The sequence below is a fragment of the Herbidospora sp. RD11066 genome, assembly GCF_054661255.1.
In genome coordinates this window covers 139,180-160,163 of the sequence record NZ_BAAGDO010000008.1, presented here as the reverse complement: position 1 = coordinate 160,163, position 20,984 = coordinate 139,180, and the positions used below count along the sequence as shown (strand labels likewise).

The following is a 20,984-nucleotide window of genomic DNA, read 5'->3' as shown; positions in this document are numbered from 1 at the left end:
GGTCACGCACAACGCGAGACCAGGTCCCAGTAACCCGGGCGGGTTTCCTGGAGGCTGCGCGAGGTGGTGCCGGTGATGCCGAGGTAGTCGTTGGAGCCTTCCGCGTACACGAGGAAGAAGAACTCCACGTAGGCCCTACCGGCGGAGACGTGGGCGTTGTTCGTGGCGGTCACGCACTTCTTCGCAGGGGCCGTCGGGGTGGGCGAAGCCGACGGGCGAGGGGTCGGCGAGAGCGTCGGGGTCGCGCTCGGGCTCGGGCTCGGTGAAGGCGTCGGCGAGGCGGTCGGGGTGGCCGACGGCGAGGGCGAAGGCGACGGGGTGGTTCCGCCGCCGGTCGTGTTCAGCAGGACGTTGGGTGAGCCGCTCCCGGGGCTGGTCACGGCGCCGGTCACGCCGTTGCGGACCAGGGTGTCCCTGATCTGGGCGGGGGTCGCGTTCGGCGTACCGGAGAGAAGGAGCGCCGCCGCGCCCACGACGTGAGGCGTCGCCATCGACGTGCCGCTGATGGTGCTCTTGGCGGTCGGGGAGTTGTACCAGGCCGAGGTGATGTCGGTGCCGGGGGCGAAGAGGTCGAGGCAGGTGCCGTAGTTCGAGTACGACGCCCGCGCGTCGTTCTTCGCGGTCGCGCCGACCGTGATGCCCTCGGGGACGCGGGAGGGCGACGACGAGCAGGCGTTGGTGCTCTCGTTGCCGGCGGCCAGGCCGTAGGTCACGCCCGATGTGATGGAGTTCTTCACGGCGGTGTCGACGGCGGTGGAGGCCGAGCCGCCCAGCGACATGTTGGCCACGGCGGGCTTGGCCGCGTTGCCGGTCACCCAGTCGATGCCGGCGATGACGCCGGAGTTGCTGCCGCGGCCGGCGCAGTCGAGCACCCGTACCGCGACCAGCTTGACCTCTTTGGCCACGCCGTAGGTGGTGCCGCCGACGGTCCCGGCCACGTGGGTGCCGTGGCCGTTGCAGTCGGTCGCGTCGTTGTCGTTCTGGACGAAGTCCTTGCCGGACGACGCCCGCCCGCCGAAGTCCTGGTGCGAGACGAGGATGCCGGTGTCGATGATGTACGCCGTCACCCCCGCCCCCGTCCCGGTGTAGGAGTAGCGGGAGTTCAGCGGGAGGGCGCGCTGGTCGATGCGGTCGAGGCCCCACGACGGCGGGTTGGCCTGCTCGGCGTCGATCGTCACCACGGCGTCCTGCTCGACGTAGGCGACGTCGGGGTCGGCGGCGTAGGCGCGCGCCTCCTTGGCGGTGGCCTCGACCGAGAAGCCCTTGATGGCCCGGTTGTAGACGTTGGTCACCTCTCCGCCGTTCTCGGCGGCGAGGTCGCGGGACTGGGCGCGGACGTCCGTCGTCGGCTTCAGCACGACGATGTAGCTTCCGGGGATCGCGTCGGGGTTGTCCGTCCCCATGACGGCGGCCGAACGGGCCTGGGCAGGCACGGCCAGCGACGCGCCCGCGAGCGCGGTGGCAGCGAGCAGCGCCGCGACTCGGGGGATTCGGTGCATCGGGGGTCCTTTCCTGGATGGCGCACGTATACGAAAGGCCCGAATGCGGGCATGACGAAACGCCAGGTCAGATAGGGCGGAATCACCCGCCTGCCCTGAGCTTCCAGGAAATTTCGGCCTAAATCCGGCGGTATATCATTTCCGGTCTGACGCCCTGAGGGCCCGGACGACTGCGAGTACAGTCGGCAGTTCGTCGTCGTCCAGGGCGTCGACGAGCTCGCGGAGCTGCTGGCGGATCGCGCCCGGATCGTGGGCCAGCCACCGCCCCCGGGGGCGGCGCGGCCCGAGCAGGGTGACGAGGGAGTCGGCGGGCAGGCCGAGGATCGACTCCAGCTCCCGCACGGCCGCCAGCGACCGCGAGCGTTCGGGACGGGAGCGCCCGCGCTGCCAGTTGCTCAGGCTGGCCAGGCTGACGTGAGCGCCGCGCTCGGCCAGCCTCACGTGGAGACGTTCAAGGGACAGGCCCCGCGCCGCGATGGCGGCCCGGAGCGCGCGTTCGAAGGGGCCGGTGCGGAGCAGGACGGCGAGCTCCCGTTCAGGGCCCCGCGACCGGTCGTTAATCACACATGCCACGTTTACACCGGTAAGGGTCGGTAGTCCATGAGCTTGCGTTGAGACGGCGGTCACCTTGGCGGAAGACGCCGGTCATCTCCGGCGCCTTCCGTCATCGGGTGCCGTTTACTGCTGGGTGATCTTCACGTCGTCCACGGCCGCCTCGACGAGTGAGGCGGTGCCGACGTCACCGGCGGCGACCGTGATCTGCACGGTCTGGCCGGCGTAGGCCGACAGGTTCACCGAGGCCGAGGCCCAGGCGGCGTTCCTGTTGGAGGCCGCGCCGAGCTGCTGGAAGACCTGGGTGCCGTTGACCAGCACGCGCAGGTAGTCGGTGTTGGAGGAGTTGGTCCCGTGGGCTAAGTACCAGGAGAACGACAGGGTCAGGGTGCCGGTGCTCGGGAGGGTGATCCCCGGGGAGCGGATCGAGCTGACGCCGCCGTCGAGGTCGTGGTCGCCCGCCGAGGCGCCCGCGAGCGGGCCGGTGACCAGGTCGTTCGAGCCGCTGACGGTGGTGCCGAGCTGCTTGGCGCCGCTGGAGTTGGTGTCCTCCGGGTTGCCCCGGGTGAACTGGCCGAGGGTCGCGGTGTCGGTGCCGAGCGGGTTGGCGGTCCAGCCGGTCGCGGTCTCGAAGGTGTCGCTGTAGACGGTGGTGGCCGGCGGGCCGCCGCCGCAGTACTGCGACTGCTTGCCGATGACCTTGTAGACGCAGTCGGCGTTCTCCAGGAGCAGCAGCGTCGCCTCGCGGTTGCGGGTCGTCTGCGGCACGATCGCCTCGTCGGGCGGGTAGAAGCCGGGGTTGGACGCCACGGGGTACATCTCGAACGTGTAGGAGAAGATCTTGTAGGCCCCCCACATCCAGTCGTCGATCGACCCGTCGGTGATGTAGAGGTCGCTGGCCTGCTCGGGGGTGTAGTTGTTGGTCGCGGCCATCTGCTGGCCGAGCACGGCGTGGGCGTCGCGGTCGTCCTGGGTCAGGCCGGGCGCGGTGTTGGCCGTCGTGTAGCCGTAGGGCCACAGGATCAGCTCGCCGTAGGAGTGCCAGTCGATGTGCGCCTTGATCTGCTGGGCGCCGCCGACGACCCGGCCGCGCACGAAGTCGGCCACGGCCTTCACCTCGGGCGCCGACTCGGCCGACGGGCCGCGGTAGGTCTCCGACGAGGTCGAGGTGGACGATCCGCCGCAGCAGCCCCAGTTGTAGGCCCAGTTGCGGTTCATGTCGGTGCCGATCGCGCTCGACCCGCTGTTGGGCTGGCGGTTCTTGCGCCAGCTGCGGTAGGAGCCGGTGGCGATGTCGTACTCGCTGCCGTCGGGGTTCATGTTCGGGATGATCCAGATCTCCCGCGAGTTCACGATGTTCGTGATGCGGGAGTCCGACCCGTAGGAGTCGGTGAGCAGGTTCAGCAGGTAGACCGCCATCTCGACGGTCAGGTGCTCACGGGCGTGCTGGCTGTGGGTGAACAGCACCTCCGGCTCGGCCTCGTCGGTGGCGACGTTGTCGCTGATCTTGACCGCGAACAGCTCGCGGCCCTGGTAGGACGTCCCGATCGAGACCTTGCGGATGATCGCCGGATGGGCCGACAGGGCCGCGTTCACCACGGCGTTGAGCTCGGCGAAGTTGTGGTAGGCACTGTCGGCGGGCGGGAAGTCGAGGGGCTGCGGCACGACCGGCGCGAGCCGGACCGGCGCCGAGGTGACCTGGTAGCCCAGTGCTCGGATCGCCGCGATCTCCTCGCTCGTGGCGGTGACCACGACGCGGGCGGCGGCGACCTCGTCGATGGCGGCACCGGTCCCGGAGACGGCGGTGCGCTGCTCCTGGGTGGTCACCCCGTCGACGATGTACTGGCGGTTGGGCGGGGGTTCTGCCCCGGCTCCGGCGCTCGTCAGTCCTGTGGTCAGGACCATGACGATCAGTGTGAAAACAACTGTCAGGCGCTGCTTCATGGAGACCAAAGTGAATCGGCCCCGCCCCTGAGGGCAAGGCCGACGCACGATCTTCCGGTAAGTCCGTCGTCCATCGGAGTCGGGACTGCGGTTCCTTGGTTCTAATCTGTGTTTTCTACTTCTCCCGGCCGTCGTATCCGAGCAGCCGCATGGCCACTTCCGGGTCCATCGCGGCGGCGAGGAGCTGGGCCCGTTCGTTGGCCCGGTCTCTGGCCTCCTCGGCGCGGCGCCGGTTGGCCTGCTGCGCCCTGACCACCCCGACCACGATCGCCGTGATCGCCACGACCCCGAGCAGGATCAGGAAGAACACGACGACCACGCCGGTCTGCAGACCGGGGATGATCTCGGTCGCGGTGCCCATGGTCCCGCCGGAGGCGGCGATCACCACGAGGACCAGCGCGGCCAGCGCGAGCGCCGCCCCGAACAGGCCCCAGAGGAGCCCGCGCGAACGCGAACTCTCGGCCTTGGCCGCCGTCGCCTCGGGCGGCGGCAGGGTGCCGCCGCTGGTGGCCCAGGGGACGAAGTCGACGTGCCCGTTGCCGTGGCCGTTGACCGGGATGACCTCCCCGGCGATGGTCCCGGCGGGGGCGAAGGCGGGCGCGGCACCGTTGCCGACCGCCGCCCCGATCGGCTGCAGCGCCAGCTGACGCACCCTCGGCTGCGGCAGCGAGCCGCCGACCTTGGTGTGTCCCCGGTGCGCCTCGACCGCCGCCGCGTGGTAGTCCTCCAGGTCGGCCTGGAAGTCCTCGTCGGCGTAGACGGTGCCGTCGACCAGCGGGCCCGGGACCCGGTCGATGATGGCGATGACGTCTTCACCGTTGAGGGTCTTCTCCGTCTCCAGGGCGTGGGCGACGGCCAGGACCTCGGCCCGGTTGGCCCGGAGCAGTTCCTCGGTCGCCTCGTAGATCCGGATCAGGTTGGCCTCGATGCGGTCGGTCACCCCGCTCGGGCCGTCGTTGCGCGAGTCCTTCAGGTTGTCGGCGAGGAAGCCGATGTGGCCGCCCGACCCCTTCCGCGGGGCCGGCTGGCCGACGGACTGGAAGCCCAGTTCCTGCAGCGCGGGCATGGCGGAGATGCCCAGGCCCATGCCGTAGCGGGTCTCCATCAGTGCGGTGAAGTAGGTCGCCGACTCCAGGTCGCCCGAGACGCCCGAGGAGTTGTCCTCGCCGAAGAACATGCGCTCTCCGGCCAGTGAGGCCAGGGACACCATGATGTCCGACTCGTATTCCGACTTCCAGCGGGTGAACTGGTCTTCCGGCTTGATGCTGGAGACCATGCCGAGGTAGCCGGCGCCCTTCTCGATGGTGGCGATGTCGATCTCGAGGTGCTGCCGGGTGCGGTAGGCGACCACGGCGTGGCAGGCCTCGTGCACCGCGACGGCGTGGCGCTCGCGCTCGATGTACTCGACGTCTTCGGGCGGGCCGAGCTGCTTGAGCCGCTTGGCCTTGGTGACGTCCGCCCAGGTGATCACCTCGCGGCCGTCGCGGATCGCGGTGATCAGGGACTCGTTGACCAGGTCCTTGATCGTGGCGCCGGTGGCGTAGGGGGTGATCGTGGCGAGCTTGTCGATCTGCTCGTCGGTGAGCTCGTGCCGGACCTTCTCGAAGTAGCCCTGGTAGGTGCGGATGCGGCCGGGCTTGGCGGGATAGCCCACCTTGTAGATCCGGTCGATGCGGCCCGGTCGCAGGAGCGCTTCGTCGAGGGCGTCGGGCATGTTCGTCGCCATCATGACGAGGATCCGGTACTTGGGTGGCGGCTTGGGCCGCATGCCGAGCAGCCGGCGCACGTGGCGGTTGACGATGCCGCGCGGTTTCTTCAGGCCGGACAGCTCGGTGAGCAGGGCCTGGAGGGTGCCCATGTCGCCACCGCCGCCGCCCATCATGTTGCCGCCCATCACGAAGCGGCTGCGCCGGCCCGTGTCGGGTGCCTCGGTCGCGTGGGAGGCGGCCGACTGCCGGAAGAGGCTCTGCTGCGAGCCCTCCGACAGATAGGAGAATCCGTGGCAGGCGTCGCCGAAGGCCGGGCTGAAGCCCGGTCCGCCGCGTGGGCCCTGCTGGGCCAGCGAACCGCGGCGGCCGAGCGAGTCGGCCTCGTCGAAGAAAACGATGACGCCGCCGTACCGGAGAGAGAGCTTGCGCAGTTTCCGGAACAGCGACTTCACCTTGAGGATGCCGACACCCATGAACATGTTGGTGAAGGCGCCCGGGTCGACGAACACGTAGGGCTTGCCGGTCTCACCCGCGACGGCCTCGGCCATCAGGGTCTTGCCGGTGCCGGGCGGGCCCCACAGGAGCAGGCCGCTGGGCACGTAGCCGCCGCGCTGCTCGATCTCGTCGGGCCGCTCCAGGAAGACGATGCTCTCCTTGACCCGCTCGACCACGTGGTCCTGGCCCCAGACGTCGGCGAACCGGGTCTTGATGTCGTCGGGGAAGTAGGTCTCGACGCCACCCCGGGACAGGAACCAGAAGATCGCCACGAACTGGAGGACGACGAACACCAGGATCATGCTGTACTGGATGATCATCGGCAGCCAGGACCAGACCAGCGCCGGGAACTGGAACAGCGCCATCACCGGTGAGAGATCTCCTGGCAACAGCTCGGCCAAGACATAGGCGAGCAGTGCGATCCAGAAGATCCACTTGATGGCGCGGGTGATCCGGAACCGGTTCCAGTCGGAGAACGTGCGCTGGTTCCAGCGGTTGAAGCCGCCGAAGACCTTCTTCGTCCAGAACTGGTGGTAACCCGCCGAGCGTTCACTGACCAGGAAGTGCAGCTGACGGACCAGGTCGATGCCGATCAGCCAGAGCAGCCACGGGGTGGCCGTCGTCTGGTAGATCAGGGCGTCCCAGAAGGTCATGACGCCTTCGAACTCGCCCATGGTCTTGACGGCGAGAAGAAGGAAGACCGCCGCGAGAACGATAATGATCTTAGAGCGATCCCAGAAGGCCATCTTCTTGCGGGTACGCGGATCCCTGTCGTCGGGGCCCGAACCGGGTGGCCGGAGTCCCTCGTACTGCGGCGGGGGGGCCGTTTTCATATGGGCTCCTTACCCGATGTTGGACTTCACCTTGAACGATTTCGCGATCGCGTCGAGTTCGGCCTGGCGCTGCTGGAAACAGGTCGCGGAGCAGCGGATCAGGAAGGTCGACGTCTTTCCTCCATCGGCCGAGACATAGCTCGTCTGCTGGAAGGTCTGCACCGGCCCGCCCTTGTAGCGGAGGTTGAACTGCACCCGTACGCCCTTGACGCCGTTCTCTCCTTCGAGCACCTCGTCGGCGGTGAGCTCGAAGTTCTTGTACGGATATTCGGCGTTCTGCTCGATCTGGGTGCGTTCCGCCTGGGTGAGCGCGACCGGGAAGTTCATCACGTTGCGCAGATAGTTCAACGAGACGTCGTTCGCCTGGTCTTTGGTGAGCGTCTGCACGATCGCGAGTGCGAACGGCTCGTCCGGGCCCCCCGGTACCGAGCTCATGACGTGTTCGATCGAGGGTTGTGTGTGACCGTCGTAGGCGACGGTCCAGATCATCTGTTTCATCACCTGGCTGGTCGCCGACGACGGATCGCCGATGACCGCGGCGTCGACCTGTTTCTGGTCGACCTTCTGCCACGCCGAGGGGATTTTGAAGTAGGTGCCACCGCCCGAATCACGGACGAACGTGTATTGGGAGCCGCCGCACCCGGACAGACCGGCGATCATCGCAGCGACCGCGAAGGCCGCCGCCGTGCCGGACCCCGCCCGCCATCTCTTCACAGGGCCATACCTCCGCTTTGCGGGTCTACGAGGTAGTAGTGCCCGTTTTCCAAGTATCCCGCTACCGGGACGGTTGTTACATCTTGGAAAACTTGACCAAATCTTGCCCGGATCTTAGCCGCAGTTGTGACGTGATCATAGGGCGGCGGCGACCGCTTGCTTGAACAGTCAACTTGACGCGGCAGCGTAGGCCGCGAGGGATAAGACGGGCGTAAGGGGCACTTCCCTCAGATCTACCGGTGATACGCGAACTGGCGAAGGATATGTGACCTGGGGCAAGGCTCCCAATCCGATCATGAGATCCTCGACGATTATTGACGTCCGCTTATGCCTGAGATCTCGCGATGCGGCCGATACCTGCTTCTGAAAGGTAATTCGGCCGTATCGAAAGGTATGAATCGTGGCGCACCGGACCCTTGGTTTGGCGGTAACCCTGGCCGCGGCCCTCACCCTCTCCCCCGCGCACGCGGACAGTGCCGACGAGTGGGGAGTGGTCCTGCCGGACGCCGGGTGCGCGCAGGCGCATTCCTGGGTGGCGCGGGTGCAGGGCCAGAACGGGGTGCTGGACGCGACCGTGCTGGGCGCCCACTCCCCCGCGATCGCCCTGGCCCCCGCCGAGCAGGGCGCCGCCGGGACCCGGACGATCCCCGGGGTCGGATCGGTGACCGGCGGCTACGCGCGCACTCTCGCCGGTACGAACTGCGCCTCGCACGCCGAGGCCGGAGGGTCCGCCGTGGAGATCGGGGTGCCGCACGTGGCCGGTGCCGCGGGCGGATATTCGCTGTCGCCCGTGGGGCTGCGGTTCGGCGGGTTCACGGTGAGTGCGACGTCCACGCCGGGAGACCGGGTGCGGTTCGGCGGGCAGATCGTCAACGGGGTGGTGACCTCGCTCGGCCGCAAGGTGCTCGACCTGCCGGTGAACATGCCCGCCAACGTGGGGCTGCGGATCCCGTCCGACCCGGGGCGCCCGGCCTTCGCGCAGGTCGTGTTCAACGAGCAGGTCACCACGACCGCCGACGGCACCCCCGCCCGCGGGTCGGCGGGGAGCGGCTGGATCAACGCGGCCCGGATCACCGTGCTCGGCCCGGTCGCCACCGACGTGACGATCGGCCACGCCGCCGTGATCGGCACGGGCCCCGACGGGGTGCTCGACTTCCCCTGCGTCGGCGGAGCCGCCCGCTGCGCTCAGTGAGCCACGTCGAGCACGTCGAACACATAGGAGAGGCGGACCCCGGGCGGCGCGGCCAGCCCGCCCGGGGTGACCGGATCCGGCGCCGGTTCCATGTTCAGCCGCACTCGGTCGCCCACCCGGGCGCCCTCCAGCGCCTCGGCCCAGCCGGGTAGCACGGCGCCCGGTTCGACCAGGAAGCCGTGGGGCCCGGCGCCGAAGGTCGACATGAACGGCTTTTCGGCGCCCCAGACGGTGCCCGCCCACTGCACGACGACCCGGTCGCCCTTTCCGACCACGGGCCCGGCACCGGTGACCTGCTTCGACACGCCCGGCGTGAACCCGCCGAAGGTGAAGCCGGTGAACGGCGCCACCTGGGCGGCCCTGTCGTAGCCGCCGATCACGTCGAACGTGACCGTCATCCGCTCACCCGGGGACACGTTCGCGGGCGGCCGGCCGTCGGGGCCGAAGGCCGTACCGGAATCGGTGACGAGGCGGACCTTCGCGCCCGCGCGGCGGCCGACCAGCGCGCGGTCCCACGACCGCGACACCTGCGTCCCGTCGAGAACGGCCGAGGTGGGCTGGCGGGTGCCGATCGTATCGAGGTAGTCGCGGGCGCCGACGTTCATGTCCACGTCGGTGACCACGACCTGGCCCGCCCTGATCGGCGGCCCGTCGCCCTCGGCCAGCACCGTCACCGACTCGCCGCCGGAGGCGCATCCGGCCAGCAGGAGCAAGGTGATCAGCAGGAGGCTAGGCTGCGGGCCATGCCCACCGCACTCGTCACCGGCGCGACCGCCGGGATCGGCGCGGCGTTCACCCGCCGCCTGGCCGCCGACGGTTTCTCTCTCGTGCTGGTCGCCCGCGACCGCGACCGGCTGGCCGAGCAGGCCGCGCTCGTCCGCCGCCGTTACGGCGTCGAGGCCGAGGTGCTGCCCGCCGACCTGTCGAGCGACGACGGACTGAAGGTCGTCGAGGAGCGGCTGCGCGAGGGCGTCGACCTGCTGGTCAACAACGCCGGGTTCGGCAACCGGGCGATGTTCCTCAACGCGCCGGTCGAAGACGAGCTCACCATGATGAAGGTGCACTGCGAGGCGGTGCTCCGGCTCACCTACGCCGCCCTCCCCCACATGCGGGAGAAGGGCAGGGGCGGGGTGATCAACGTGGCCTCGGTGGCGGCCTTCTTCACCCGGGGCACCTACGGCGCCTCGAAGGCGTGGGTGGTCAACTTCAGCGGCGCCGTCGCCGCCGAGACCAACGCCGACGGCGTGCGGGTGATGGCGCTCTGCCCCGGTTTCGTGCACACCGAGTTCCACCAGCGGGCCGGCATGGACACCACCAGCATCCCGAAGTTCCTCTGGCTGGAGGCCGACCCGGTGGTGAAGGCCGCCATGCGCGACCTGGCCCTCGGCAAGGTCGTCAGCGTGCCCGACCTGCGCTACAAGGTGGTCGTCGGCGTGGGGCGGCTGCTGCCGCACAACCTCACGGCCCGCATCTCCACCCACATCGGCCGCCGGTTCAGATAGCGGGCGCCGCCACCGTCGTGGCCTCGCAGGGATCGTCCGGCGAGCACGAGGTGCCGGCCGCCGCCACGCTGATGACCGCCGCATAGGTGCCGCTGGTCCTTTCGGGCATCGTGCAGGTCAGGGTGTACGTCAACGTCCCGCCGCCGGGCAGGTCGGTGATGGCGTGCAGGGCCCCGGTGCCCCTGGTCGCCGGGCAGATCGCGCCTCCGGACGCCTCACACGTCCAGGTGAGGGGCCGGAAGGCGTGCGGCCAGGCGAGCTTGATCTCGGCCGCGTCGAGCAGTTCGGTCCCGGGGTTGGCGACGGTGGCGGTGAAGGTGAACTTCTGACCGGCGACGTACCGGACCGGCTCGGCCACCATCGCCACCGTCGGCTGGGGCGTCAGCAGCAGTGCCACGACAAAAGGGATCATGTCGCAGGTATCGGCGAAGATCGCCAGGTGGAAACGGCCGCCGCCTAGGATTTGACCAGTTGTTCGTAGAGGGCCGACACCTCGTCGACGAACCTCGGCAGCCCGTAGTAGAGCTTCGCCTTCTCGGCCGCGGCCTCCCCGAGCCGCCCCGCATACCCCGGATCGCGCAGCACCCTGACCACCGAGGCCGCCAGCAGCCCCGGATCGGGTTCGGTGAGCAGCCCCGTGACCCTGTCCTCCACCACCTCGGGCACCCCGCCCACCCGCGTGGCGACGGCGGGAACCCCCGAGGCCGCGGCCTTGACGAGCTCCAGCGGAATGCCCTCGTAGTCGCTGGTCAGCAGCATGACGTCGGTCGCGGCGTGGATGATCTCCAGATCGGCACGGCGCCCGAAGAACCCGATGGCGTCCCCGAACCTGGCCGACTTGGCCCGCGTGTCGGCGGCCAGGTCACCGTTGCCGACGACGATGACCTTCGTCATCGGCAGCCCGCGCAGCACGAGCGAGATCGTGTCGAGGAACCGGTCGGGCCGCTTCTCCCGCGTGATCCGCCCCACGAACGCCACCACGGGCACCTCCGGCGGCAACCCCAGCCGCGCCCGCGCGACCTGCCGGGTCGGCAGGGCCCCCATCCGGACCCCGGGCCTGACGACGGCGTACTGACCCGGCGTGCCCACCCCCGCGGCGAGCAGGTCGTCGCGGACCTGCGCGCCGTCGGCGATCAGCCGCCCGCTGACCTTGGCCAGGCGGCGCTCGATCGCGGGCCTGCGGGGGTGGACGTCGAACGTGTGCACACTCACCGGAACCCTGGCCATGGTCGCGGCCATCCTGCCGAGCGCGCCCGCCTTCGGGGTGTGGGTGTGCACGATGTCCGGCCGGAACCGGCGCATCTCGCTGACCAGCCTCGTCAGTGCGCGTGGTCCGTCTTCAGGGAGGGGGTGGGCGCGGTCGTGGGGCGTGGCGGTGTAGAGGCGTTGTTCGAACCGGCCGGGGTCGAGGTGGTCGAGCAGGGTGACGGCCTGGAGCGAAGGGCCCCCGGCGTCCAGCCCCGTGATCACCCGCATGACCTTGATGCGCTCACCCATGGCGGGCCCCCGTTTCGACCTGTTGCGGTATGTCTGCCCGGCGGGCAGTCTCGCTCGCGACGAGGCTTCTCCGGGCGTGTGACCTGGGGGAATGTCATGCACTGGCGAAGGATTTGGCCCCCGTTTGCCGGAGATCAGGGTGAGGTGACCGAATCCGGGCCCTCGCCGAGTTCTTCGAGGCGGGCGAGCAGGGCAGCGACCCTGGCCGCCTCGGGTCCGGAAGCCGTGGCCTCGACGGCCTGGAGGGCGGCCTTCGTCTTGGCGGTCCATTCCAGAAGGAGGTAGCCCGCGAGCAGATCATCGGGAGGAAGGTTCGCGAACTGATCGACGATGATCTCGCCGAGCCAGAGCCCGTCAGCGGTCGGTAGCCGGGCGTGGCCTGAGGCCATCACCAGGTGGAACCCGCTCACCACTACGGACAACGTCGAGGCCGAGTAGGCCTGATCGTCGCCGGGGCTCCGCACCGGCGGGAGGACCCTCCCCATCTGGAGCGCGATCTCTCCGGCCTGCGGCGCCCACAGATCCGCGGGCATCTCGGCATTGGTGTACACCAGCAGGGAAAGGGCCTCACCGACCCGGCCTTCCCGCGCCTCGGTCAGGGCCGAGGCGAGCAGGGTCTCCGGCCGCAGATCGATGCTCGGCAGGCTGCCCGAACGGTAGCCCTCTCCGAGGTCGGGCGGCTCGAGACCGGCGAAGTGTTCGAGCAGAAGCCGGTGGGTGAACAGCCAGCCGCCGCCCACCTTGTGAACCAGCATGCGGGCCACGGCCAGCTCGAAGAAGCGCGCGTAAACGGCGGGCGCGACACCGTCGCGGGTCAGCATCACACGGGTCAGCCAATAACCGGCGAGAGCGCGACCCCCGTACATCCAGGACGTCGTCACGATCACCAGCACGCCGGCCACGAGGCCGGGTGTGCCGAACACGGCCAGAAAGGTCACCGTCGAGGGCCCGCCGTAAAGCGCGGCCGCGACCCCCATGGTCCGGGCGCAGCCCTGCAGATCCCCGTCTGCCCGATACTCCCGCGAGCGCGGCCCCTGATCCTCCGATCCGGAGCCACTTGGGCCCAGCGGCAGCGCGAGCAGCACACCCCCGACGACACCCGCCCCGATCCCGGTGGCCAGGCTCGCGAGAAACGGCGCAGGGCCGACGATGCCCGTCACCAAGCCGGCCAGGAGACCGAGCACCGCACCCACGACGCCGAATCCGATGGCGGCGGCGAAGGACAGGCAGCCGTCCCCGTGCTCGAACACCAGACCCACGAGCCTGCCCTGCCGCCACTCCGGGCGGTGGGGCACGTGCGGCTGGTCCCCCAGACTCTGACCCGCCGCCCAGCCGAGCCCACCGATCACCCCGACGGTCACTCCGGCTCCCACGCCGAAGATCAGCCCGACGATCGACCCGGCCATGGAACCGATGAGCAGACCCGAGACCAGCCCGGTCGCCACCGCCACCCCACGTTCCCTCTCGGACGGCAGCCACGAGACGTTCGCGAACTCGGGGAAGAACACCGTCTCCAGCCGCTTCCCGAGCGAGCGGGCGACGAAGGCGAGCCAGCGCACCGCGTCGGCGGGCGCGACACCGGCCTGTCCGGGTTTGCGGGTCAACGCCCGATCCACGAAGGCGGTCAGCAGGCGGGACCGCCGGTCGGACAGAGAGCCGTCGCCGCCGACGTGGGCGGCGGGCAGGCCCTCGTACGCCCGGACGGCGACACTCAGCAGGAACGGCGTCCGCAGCAGCTCGCCCAGCGAGGCGTCATCGTCGAGCGTCGCCCGCAGACCCGCCAGGGGTTCGCCGAGCCGGTCGAGGTAGTGCTCCAGCTGATCCCGGGTCAGCGGCTGCACCACGAGCGCGGCCCCGAGCGACAGGCGCAGATCGAGGGCGTCGTAGTCGGCCAGGCGGCTGGCGACGATGAGTGGCAGCAGCCGGTTCCGGGCGTGGAAGTCCTCGATCTCCTTGGCGCACGCGAGGCGGCGGTCCACTGCGACTTCGTCGAGCCCGTCGAGCAGGGGCAGGATCCGGTCGTGGCTCACCCAGTGGGCGGCGGTGTCGCGCGGCACGCCGTAGAGGGGGCCGGACAGTTCGTCGACGAGCCATTCGGCGAGCGGCTTCCGGTTGGACGCCCACCCGGCGAGCGGGAAGACCACGGGGATCGGCCGGTCGGGATCGGACTCGGCCCTGTTCAGCAGGTCCTCCAGCAGGCCGAGCAGCATCGTCGTCTTACCCGCGCCGGGTGCGCCGAGGATGAGCAGTCTCCGATGCCGGTCGGCGACGTCGCGGACCGAGACCGTCTCCTCCAGTCGGTGCGGCTCCTCGCCCGGTATCTCCAGGAGCACGTCCCACGGGCGGACCAGCATGTCGGGGCGGTTCTCCAGGCCCAGCTCTATGACTGTCCGCCGGTACAGCGAGTTGGCCAGGACGCCGTCGACCCAGATCTCCCGGACATGCGCGATCATCGTCGCGCGGCTCGAAGCGGGCGGATCGGCCGGGGTGAGGGCCGCCCGCTTCTCCGCGCGGTAGACGACCACGATCAGCGGAATCCCGGCCAGGACCAGCGTGATCAGAATCGGCCAGGCCAGCCATAAGTGCGGCTGCCACGCGTCGGGCAGGACCCCGGTCGCCACGTTGGTCGTCACCGCGACCAGGACCGTCAGCACATTGGCCACGATCACGATCCACAGGACCCGGTCGGCTCTTCTCACCCCACAGCACCCCCACCCCGGAAACCGCGCGGCAGCGGCAGCATAACCACCGCGATCGCCGGATTCACGCGTTTACTGCCGGGTCGTGGCCATGGGGTCGTGGCGCCCAAGAGTCGGCGGGAGCCGTACAGAAAAAATTGCGCAAAAGGTGGCGCAAGAGCGTGCGTGGCAGCTCAGGAAGGCGATTCCACCGTCTCTACCGTCTCTCTCGCCCACCTGACAGCGAGGAGCACCGTGGCGCACCATCTGATCACCGGGGGCAGCGGTTTCGTCGGGTCACACCTGACCGGGGCGCTGCTCGCGCGGGGTGACACGGTCACCGTGCTGGACGATCTGTCGACCGGGTCCGCGGCCAATCTCCGGCATCTGCGCGGGCATCCGGCGCTGCGGTTCGTCCAGGGGTCGGTGACGGACGTGCCGCTGGTCGACGACCTGGTCTCCGGGTGTGACGCCGTCGTTCATCTCGCCGACGGCGGGGCGGTGCTCGACGTGGCGCGTCACCATCGGCGCAAGGTGCTGGTGGGGACCGGTACGCCCGCCGGGGCGACCCACCGGACCGAGAAGGACCTGCTCGTCGTGGTGGCGCGGCTGTTCGACGTGGCGGGGCCGCGGCAGCGCGATGAGCATCTGGTGCCGCGGCTGATCCGGCAGGCGCTGGCCGGGGTGGATCTCGTGGTGCTGGGTGACGGGTCGCAGATGCGGTGTTTCACCCATGTCCGGGACGTGGTCGAGGCGCTGACGCTGCTGCTCGACGAGCCCTTCGCGCTCGGCGGGATCTTCGACGTCGGGGCCGACGACGAGGTCAGTGTGCTGGAGCTGGCCAAGGCCGTGGTCGAGCTGGCGGGGAGCGCGTCGGGGATCACCTTTCACGGGAGCGTCCCGGAACCCGCCGCCCGGGTCGCCGACGCGTCACGGCTGCGGGCGCTGACCGGGTGGCGGCCGCGCCGGAACCTCGACGAGATCCTGCTCGACACGATCAGCGAGGCCCGGGTCCGGTGAACCCCGCGATCGTGCTCGGCACGGCCGTCTCGGCGACCGTCATCGGCGCGCTGGCCGTCGTGCCGCTGCGCCATCTGGCCCTGCGGATCGGGCTGGTCGACCATCCCGGCGGCCACAAGGCGCATCTCATTCCGACGCCCTGTCTGGGCGGGCCGGCCATCATCCTCGGGACCACGCTCGGCGTCGGTGACGATCCGCGGGTGCACGCCCTGCTGCTGGGCGGGCTGGTGTTCGCCCTGGTCGGGCTGGTCGACGACGCCCGGCCGCTGGGGCGGCTGACCCGGCTGGCCGTGGAGACCCCGACCGCTCTCCTCGTCGCGGTCAACGGGGTGCGGGCCGAGCTGACCGGGGTGTTCTGGCTCGACGCGGCGCTGACGGCGGCGTGGCTGGTGGTCGCGGCGAACGCGTTCAACCTGCTCGACAACATGGACGGCGCCCTCGGCGCGGTGACCATGGTGACCGGGCTGACGCTGGGCGCCGCCGCGCTGGCCGCGGGGGCGGGGCAGGTGGCGCTGGTGCCGTTCGCGCTGGCGGGGGCGGCGACCGGGTTCCTCGTCCACAACTGGACTCCGGCGCGCGTCTTCATGGGCGACTGCGGGTCGCTGTTCGTCGGGTTCACCGTCGCCGGGGTGTCGTTGCTGATCTTCTCGGGACGGTTCGAGGCGCCGGCGGGGGCGCTGCTGGCGACGTTCACCGCGACCGTCGACACCGGGGTGGTGCTGCTCGCCCGGGCCCTGCACCACCGGCCGCTGACCTGCGGCGGCACCGATCACGTGGCGCACCGGCTGCGCCGGGTCGGGCTGCCGGTGCCGACGATCGTGTACGCCCTGTCGGCGAGCGCGGGGGTGAGCGGGGTCACGGGGGTGGCGATGACGCTCGGCATGGTGTCGCCGGTGGTCGCCCTGGCGGGCGCGGCCGGGGCCGCGGTCGTCGGGGTGCTCGCGTTCCAGCAGGTCGACGTCTATCGGGTGGCGGTGGTCGCGTGACCGAACATGTCCGTCTGGTGCGCCGGGGGTGGTGGATCCTCCTGCTGGCCGTGCTCGGCGGGGCGGGGTGCGCGCTGCTGGTGACCGGTTACATGCCGGTCAGGTACGCCGCGACGGTGTCGATGATGCTCGACCAGAAAGGCTCCGCCGACCAGATCTCCCAGCAGCGGGTGAAGTCGTACGCACGCCTGGTCACCAGCCGCCGGGTGCTGCTCGACGTCGCCGTGGCCGAGCACCTCGACCCGTCGGCGCTGGCGGGGAACGTGCGGGCGGAGGCCGTCCCCGGGACGGTGCTGCTGCGGGCGACCGTGACCGACTCCGACCCGGCGCGGGCCGCGCGGGTGGCCAACCGGATCGGCGACGAGCTCAGCGGCCTGATCCACACCCTCGACAACCGGCCCGCGATCGGCGTGACGGTGATCGACCCGGCGACGCCGTCACCCGCTCCCGTCTCGCCCAAGCCGGTGCTCAACGTCGCGGCCGGGATCCTGCTGGGCCTGGTCTTCGGCTACGGCTTCCTGATGCTGCGCTCGCGGCTCGACACCACGATCGCCGACAGCGACGACCTCGCCGCCGCGCTCGGCGCGCCCACGCTGGGCGTCATCGGCCGCCAGCGGCGGCACCCTCTGGTGGTCACCGAGTCCTACCGCGCGCTGCGCACGAACCTGCAGTTCGTGGGGGTGGACGGCCGCCCGCGCTCCCTGCTGGTCACGAGCTGCGGGACCGGCGAGGGCAAGTCGACCCTGGCCATCAATCTGGCCCTGGCCGTGGCCCAGACGGGTCGCCGGGTCGCTCTCGTGGACGCCGATCTGCGGCGCCCGTCGATCGTGCGCCACCTGGGGCTGGAGGCGGCGATGGGCCTGACCGACGTGCTCGTCGGCTCGGCCCGGCTGCCCGAGGTCCTGACGGTGTGGCGCGGCATCGACGTCCTGCCGAGCGGGCGGGTCCCGGCGAACCCGAGCGAACTCGCGGGCTCGCCGGGGATGCATCGCGTGATGTCCGACCTGACGGCCGACCACGACCTGGTGATCGTGGACGCGCCCCCGCTGCTGCCGGTGACCGACGCGGCGGTGCTGGCGGTGACGTGTGACGGGGTGCTGCTGGTGGCCCGCGCCGGGCGGACACGCCGGGACGCGCTCACCCGGGCGGCGGGCCAGCTGGAAAGGGTCAGGGCCCGGCTGGTGGGCGGGGTGCTGAACTTCGCCCCGGTACGCCCCCGTTCGCCCTATCCGGAGAGCCGGATGACCTTCCAGTAGGCCGGTTCACCAGCCGAAATAGAGGTTCTGCACATCCCGGTCGGTGAGGGCGCCGGTGTAGAGCCGGGCGTCGTCGAGGTCGCCCCGCCACGGGCCGGCGGGCTTGGCCCGGCCGATCAGCGTCGCGCCTCCGGCGTTCCAGGCGGTGACGCCCGAGACCTCCGCCATCTTCTGGCCGTCGAGGTAGAGGCTGATCGTGCGCCGGGGGTGGTCGTAGACACCGGCCAGCAGCGTCCACGCCGCCGGGTCGGTGGGCCACAGGACCGGGTCGATATTGGCGCTGACGACGCTCGCGCCGTCGGTGTCGGAGGTCGGGACGTCGAACGACCACTTGCCGTCGCGGAAGCCGAGCGTGAAGCCGCTGCGGCGGGTGCCGTTCTGGCTGAGCGCGGTGTTCGTGGTGCCGAAGGCCGATCTGCGCACCCAGACCACGGCCGAGAAGCTCTCGTCGGTCCGCACCACGGGGCCCGACGTGGCCGCGTATCCCCCGGACAGGGCGCCGCCCTCGTGACCGTCGGCGATCCAGGCCGCGCCGCCGCGCAGGGTCGCGCCGGGGGCGGCGGTGGTCCCGGCGCCCTCGTCGAAGCTCCAGTGGGCCCGCTGCAGAACCGGGCCGTTCACCAGGTCGGGGAGCTCACCGGGGTAGACGATCCGGTCCCAGACGCGCACGTCGTCGATCCGCCCGGCGAACGTCCGGCCGATCTCGAAGACACCGGTCGCGCTCCCCGGGGTGGCGGCGGGCTTGGCGGCCTGCTCGCGGCCGTTGACGTAGAGCCGCAACTGCCCGGCGTCGGGGTCGTAGACGCCGACCAGGTGTTCCCAGACGTTCCGGCGGGCCGGGGCGTCCGAGACGGCGCCGCCGAACGACCACTTCCGGGTGGCGTTGTCGTAGGAGAGCTGGAAGCCGCCCGCCTGGGAGACGACCGTGTTGACGTGGGTGTTGTTCGTGACCTTCGCCCAGGCGGCGACCGTGAAGGCCCTGCCCGCGTCGACCACCGGGCCTCCGGCGCTCAGGCGGCTGGTGGTGCCGTTGAACGTGGCGGCGTCGCCCGAACGGCCCTCGGCGAAGGTGACCTTCGTGGCGGTGAGGTCGCCGGCCGTCCCGTCCAGCGGCCACGACGAGACCGGGCCGTCGAGCTGCCAGGACACGTCGAAGGAGTAGGTGGTGGACGGGCCCACGTCGCCCGCGGCGCCGATCGGCCAGACGTACACCTCGTTCGTGAAGTCGCGCGGCGGCGCGATCAGGACCGTCGCGGTACCGGACGGTGCCTCGACCCGGCGCCGGACCGACAGGTCGTTGACGGCGTACTCGAACGCGACGACGTCGGTGTCCCCGGCGGCCCGGGTGAAGGTGAAGGAGCCCGGACGGCCGACACCGCGTAACTGCTGCCCGTCGGACGGATAGTCGGCCGAGGTGACGACGGGGGCCTCGATGGGAGCGGCGTGCGCGGCCTGCGGGGTCAGGAGGGCGGCCAGAAGCAGCCCGACAGAGGGCAGGGCAAGGCGAAGCCTCAAGGAAGAACTCCATGAAAAGGGGAAATGAACCGCGCACAGCTAACGAATTCATCAGACCCGATGTCAAATCGCGAGTATCGCGAAAACATTCGTGACGTGCACGATCACTGTTATCCGGGTAAGACGAATGTCACCGCCCCGGAACGTTCCCGGGGCGGTGACGCGGTCGTCTACGGCGTGGCCAGGCCGCTCTCCTGGCGGCAGCCGTCGGGTGTCCCCGGGTAGTCACACCGGTTGAGCTGGAGGGCGTCCAGGACGTAGGAGAACGTCTGCCCCGCCGGGCTCACGACCGAGAGCTGCACGCTCGCCGCCCCGGCCGGCGCGACCGCCGAGACGTCGTGCTCCACCCAGTCGGAGTTCAGCGCGTCGAGCGCGCCGTCGCTGTGCGAGATGAGCGCGTTCGACGCGGTGTACCAGGACAGCCGCAGTTTCGCGGTGCCGGAGGTGCCGGTGGTCAGCCGGGCGAAGAACTTGTAGCGCTGACCCGGCGACACCGCCGGCCTGCGGGTGACCGACACGACCGCGTCGGCCCACGACTGGACGTTCATCGTCAGCGACCGGCGGCCGTCGTAGTAACGGGCCGACACCAGGCTCTCAGGTCCGGGCGGCGTCACCTGCATCCATCCCCCGCTCGCGACGGTGAAGCCCGTCGGGTAGCCGTAGGGCGCGTCGGCCTCGACGGTGCGTTCCTGGGAGGTCAGCAGGTCGTTGCTGTAGCCGACGTCGCAGCAGACCGGCGCGGTGAGCATCGACCAGGTCGCCAGGTTGGCCCGGCGCTGGTGGGGATAGGTGCTCGTGTAGAAGACCGCCGTGGGTTCGCTCGGGTCGTAGTAGTTGTTGAACTCCTGGTCGACCTGCCACGTGTGCCACGGGGTCGACATGACGTCGGCGTCCTCGTGGAGGACCGTCTCGGTCACCTTGGCGTGGTCGACGTCGAACAGGTGGATGAACTCGTGCAGCATGGCGGCGCTGTCCCACTCGTCGGTCGAGGCGACGCAGAGCGTGTCGCAGTGGGCCACCGCGCCGCCCTGGAAGTCCTCGAACACCATGTAGGTGCGGTTGACGGGGTCGTAGCCCGCCGCCACCAGGTCCTGTTCGACGACGTGGGTGGGGGTGTCACCGCCGATCACGGCGTTCTCGATCTTCTCGGCCACCACGAGCGAGCGGGCGAAGTCCGCCTGGCCCGACCGGCAGCTCAGCTTCACGTGCTGGTCGTAGTCGGTCGACTGGTCGAGCGACCAGTCGACACGGTCGACGATGGTGGCGATCCGGTCGGCGAACTCCTCGTAGCGGTTGCCGAACTCGTCGCTCCAGGCGTAGACGACCTGGACCGCCGGGGTGCTCCCGGTGGCGTCCTTGGGATCGGTCAGCGTGGTGACACAGCCCGGCCGGGGCACGTCGGCGTCGGCCGGCTGGGCGTGGGGGACGAAGGGCTCTTCGGTGATGGGACTGAAATCCGCGTGCGCCGTATTCGCCGTCGATAAGACGAGAATCACTGCGGCGAGCAGGGACGTCCATCGTTTCAAGGGATTCCTCCGAACGAGAATCGAAGCGCCTCGAAATCACTGCGCAACCGCGAAGGTAGGCAGCGC

16 protein-coding genes are annotated in these 20,984 nt (G+C 70.3%); 5 read left to right on the top strand and 11 right to left on the bottom strand.

Annotation, left to right across the window (positions count from 1 at the left end; translation table 11 throughout):
- Window positions 1–2: 2 nt before the first annotated feature.
- From ACYQ78_RS28150 to ACYQ78_RS28130, 5 genes are all read right to left on the bottom strand, one after another.
- Window positions 3–1,499, bottom strand: a complete 1,497-nt coding sequence (locus ACYQ78_RS28150; RefSeq protein WP_459803948.1) for a S8 family peptidase — start codon at window positions 1,497–1,499, stop codon at window positions 3–5.
- 135 nt (window positions 1,500–1,634) lie between these two features.
- Complete coding sequence (locus tag ACYQ78_RS28145) at window positions 1,635–2,072, bottom strand: hypothetical protein (protein WP_459803947.1); 438 nt, start codon at window positions 2,070–2,072, stop codon at window positions 1,635–1,637.
- 105 nt (window positions 2,073–2,177) lie between these two features.
- Window positions 2,178–3,956, bottom strand: a complete 1,779-nt coding sequence (locus ACYQ78_RS28140; RefSeq protein ID WP_459803946.1) for a M14 family metallopeptidase — start codon at window positions 3,954–3,956, stop codon at window positions 2,178–2,180.
- A gap of 154 nt (window positions 3,957–4,110) precedes the next feature.
- Complete coding sequence (locus tag ACYQ78_RS28135; RefSeq protein WP_459803945.1) at window positions 4,111–7,032, bottom strand: AAA family ATPase; 2,922 nt, start codon at window positions 7,030–7,032, stop codon at window positions 4,111–4,113.
- A 9-nt stretch (window positions 7,033–7,041) separates the two neighbouring features.
- Entirely contained in the window at window positions 7,042–7,746 is a 705-nt protein-coding gene (locus tag ACYQ78_RS28130; RefSeq protein ID WP_459803944.1) for a hypothetical protein, read from the bottom strand.
- A 421-nt stretch (window positions 7,747–8,167) separates the two neighbouring features.
- Here ACYQ78_RS28130 and ACYQ78_RS28125 point away from each other — a divergent pair, with 421 nt between their 5' ends.
- Window positions 8,168–8,938, top strand: coding sequence for a hypothetical protein (locus ACYQ78_RS28125; RefSeq protein ID WP_459803943.1), 771 nt, complete (start codon window positions 8,168–8,170; stop codon window positions 8,936–8,938).
- Here ACYQ78_RS28125 and ACYQ78_RS28120 read toward each other — a convergent pair.
- Window positions 8,932–9,651, bottom strand: a complete 720-nt coding sequence (locus ACYQ78_RS28120) for an FKBP-type peptidyl-prolyl cis-trans isomerase (protein WP_459803942.1) — start codon at window positions 9,649–9,651, stop codon at window positions 8,932–8,934. The genes ACYQ78_RS28125 and ACYQ78_RS28120 overlap by 7 nt on opposite strands.
- 30 nt (window positions 9,652–9,681) lie before the next feature.
- Here ACYQ78_RS28120 and ACYQ78_RS28115 point away from each other — a divergent pair, with 30 nt between their 5' ends.
- Window positions 9,682–10,440: an SDR family NAD(P)-dependent oxidoreductase gene (locus ACYQ78_RS28115; RefSeq protein ID WP_459803941.1), complete on the top strand. Its 759-nt coding sequence runs from the start codon at window positions 9,682–9,684 to the stop codon at window positions 10,438–10,440.
- Here the strand turns inward: ACYQ78_RS28115 and ACYQ78_RS28110 are convergent.
- The 3 genes from ACYQ78_RS28110 to ACYQ78_RS28100 form a co-directional block, all read right to left on the bottom strand.
- Window positions 10,433–10,852 (bottom strand): hypothetical protein, encoded by a 420-nt coding sequence (locus ACYQ78_RS28110; RefSeq protein ID WP_459803940.1) that lies wholly within the window; start codon window positions 10,850–10,852, stop codon window positions 10,433–10,435. The genes ACYQ78_RS28115 and ACYQ78_RS28110 overlap by 8 nt on opposite strands.
- Before the next feature lie 44 nt (window positions 10,853–10,896).
- Window positions 10,897–11,937, bottom strand: coding sequence for a glycosyltransferase (locus ACYQ78_RS28105; protein ID WP_459803939.1), 1,041 nt, complete (start codon window positions 11,935–11,937; stop codon window positions 10,897–10,899).
- Between the two features lie 134 nt (window positions 11,938–12,071).
- Window positions 12,072–14,636, bottom strand: a complete 2,565-nt coding sequence (locus ACYQ78_RS28100) for an NACHT domain-containing protein (RefSeq protein WP_459803938.1) — start codon at window positions 14,634–14,636, stop codon at window positions 12,072–12,074.
- A gap of 234 nt (window positions 14,637–14,870) precedes the next feature.
- On the opposite strand from ACYQ78_RS28100, the gene ACYQ78_RS28095 reads away from it, so the two are divergent.
- From ACYQ78_RS28095 to ACYQ78_RS28085, 3 genes are read left to right on the top strand one after another with little or no spacing between them, the layout of a single operon-like run.
- Window positions 14,871–15,635 (top strand): NAD-dependent epimerase/dehydratase family protein, encoded by a 765-nt coding sequence (locus tag ACYQ78_RS28095; protein WP_459803937.1) that lies wholly within the window; start codon window positions 14,871–14,873, stop codon window positions 15,633–15,635.
- On the top strand, window positions 15,632–16,621 hold the full coding sequence (locus ACYQ78_RS28090; RefSeq protein WP_459803936.1) for a glycosyltransferase family 4 protein: 990 nt from the start codon (window positions 15,632–15,634) through the stop codon (window positions 16,619–16,621). The genes ACYQ78_RS28095 and ACYQ78_RS28090 overlap by 4 nt, the downstream gene beginning before the upstream one ends.
- On the top strand, window positions 16,618–17,877 hold the full coding sequence (locus ACYQ78_RS28085) for a tyrosine-protein kinase domain-containing protein (protein ID WP_459803935.1): 1,260 nt from the start codon (window positions 16,618–16,620) through the stop codon (window positions 17,875–17,877). Before ACYQ78_RS28090 ends, ACYQ78_RS28085 begins: the two co-directional genes overlap by 4 nt.
- A 6-nt stretch (window positions 17,878–17,883) precedes the next feature.
- Here the strand turns inward: ACYQ78_RS28085 and ACYQ78_RS28080 are convergent, their stop codons facing one another.
- The gene (locus ACYQ78_RS28080) at window positions 17,884–19,392 is read right to left on the bottom strand and encodes a LamG domain-containing protein (protein ID WP_459803934.1); all 1,509 of its coding nucleotides are present in this window, start codon (window positions 19,390–19,392) and stop codon (window positions 17,884–17,886) included.
- 170 nt (window positions 19,393–19,562) lie between these two features.
- Entirely contained in the window at window positions 19,563–20,918 is a 1,356-nt protein-coding gene (locus ACYQ78_RS28075) for a hypothetical protein (RefSeq protein WP_459803933.1), read from the bottom strand.
- Window positions 20,919–20,984 lie beyond the last annotated feature (66 nt).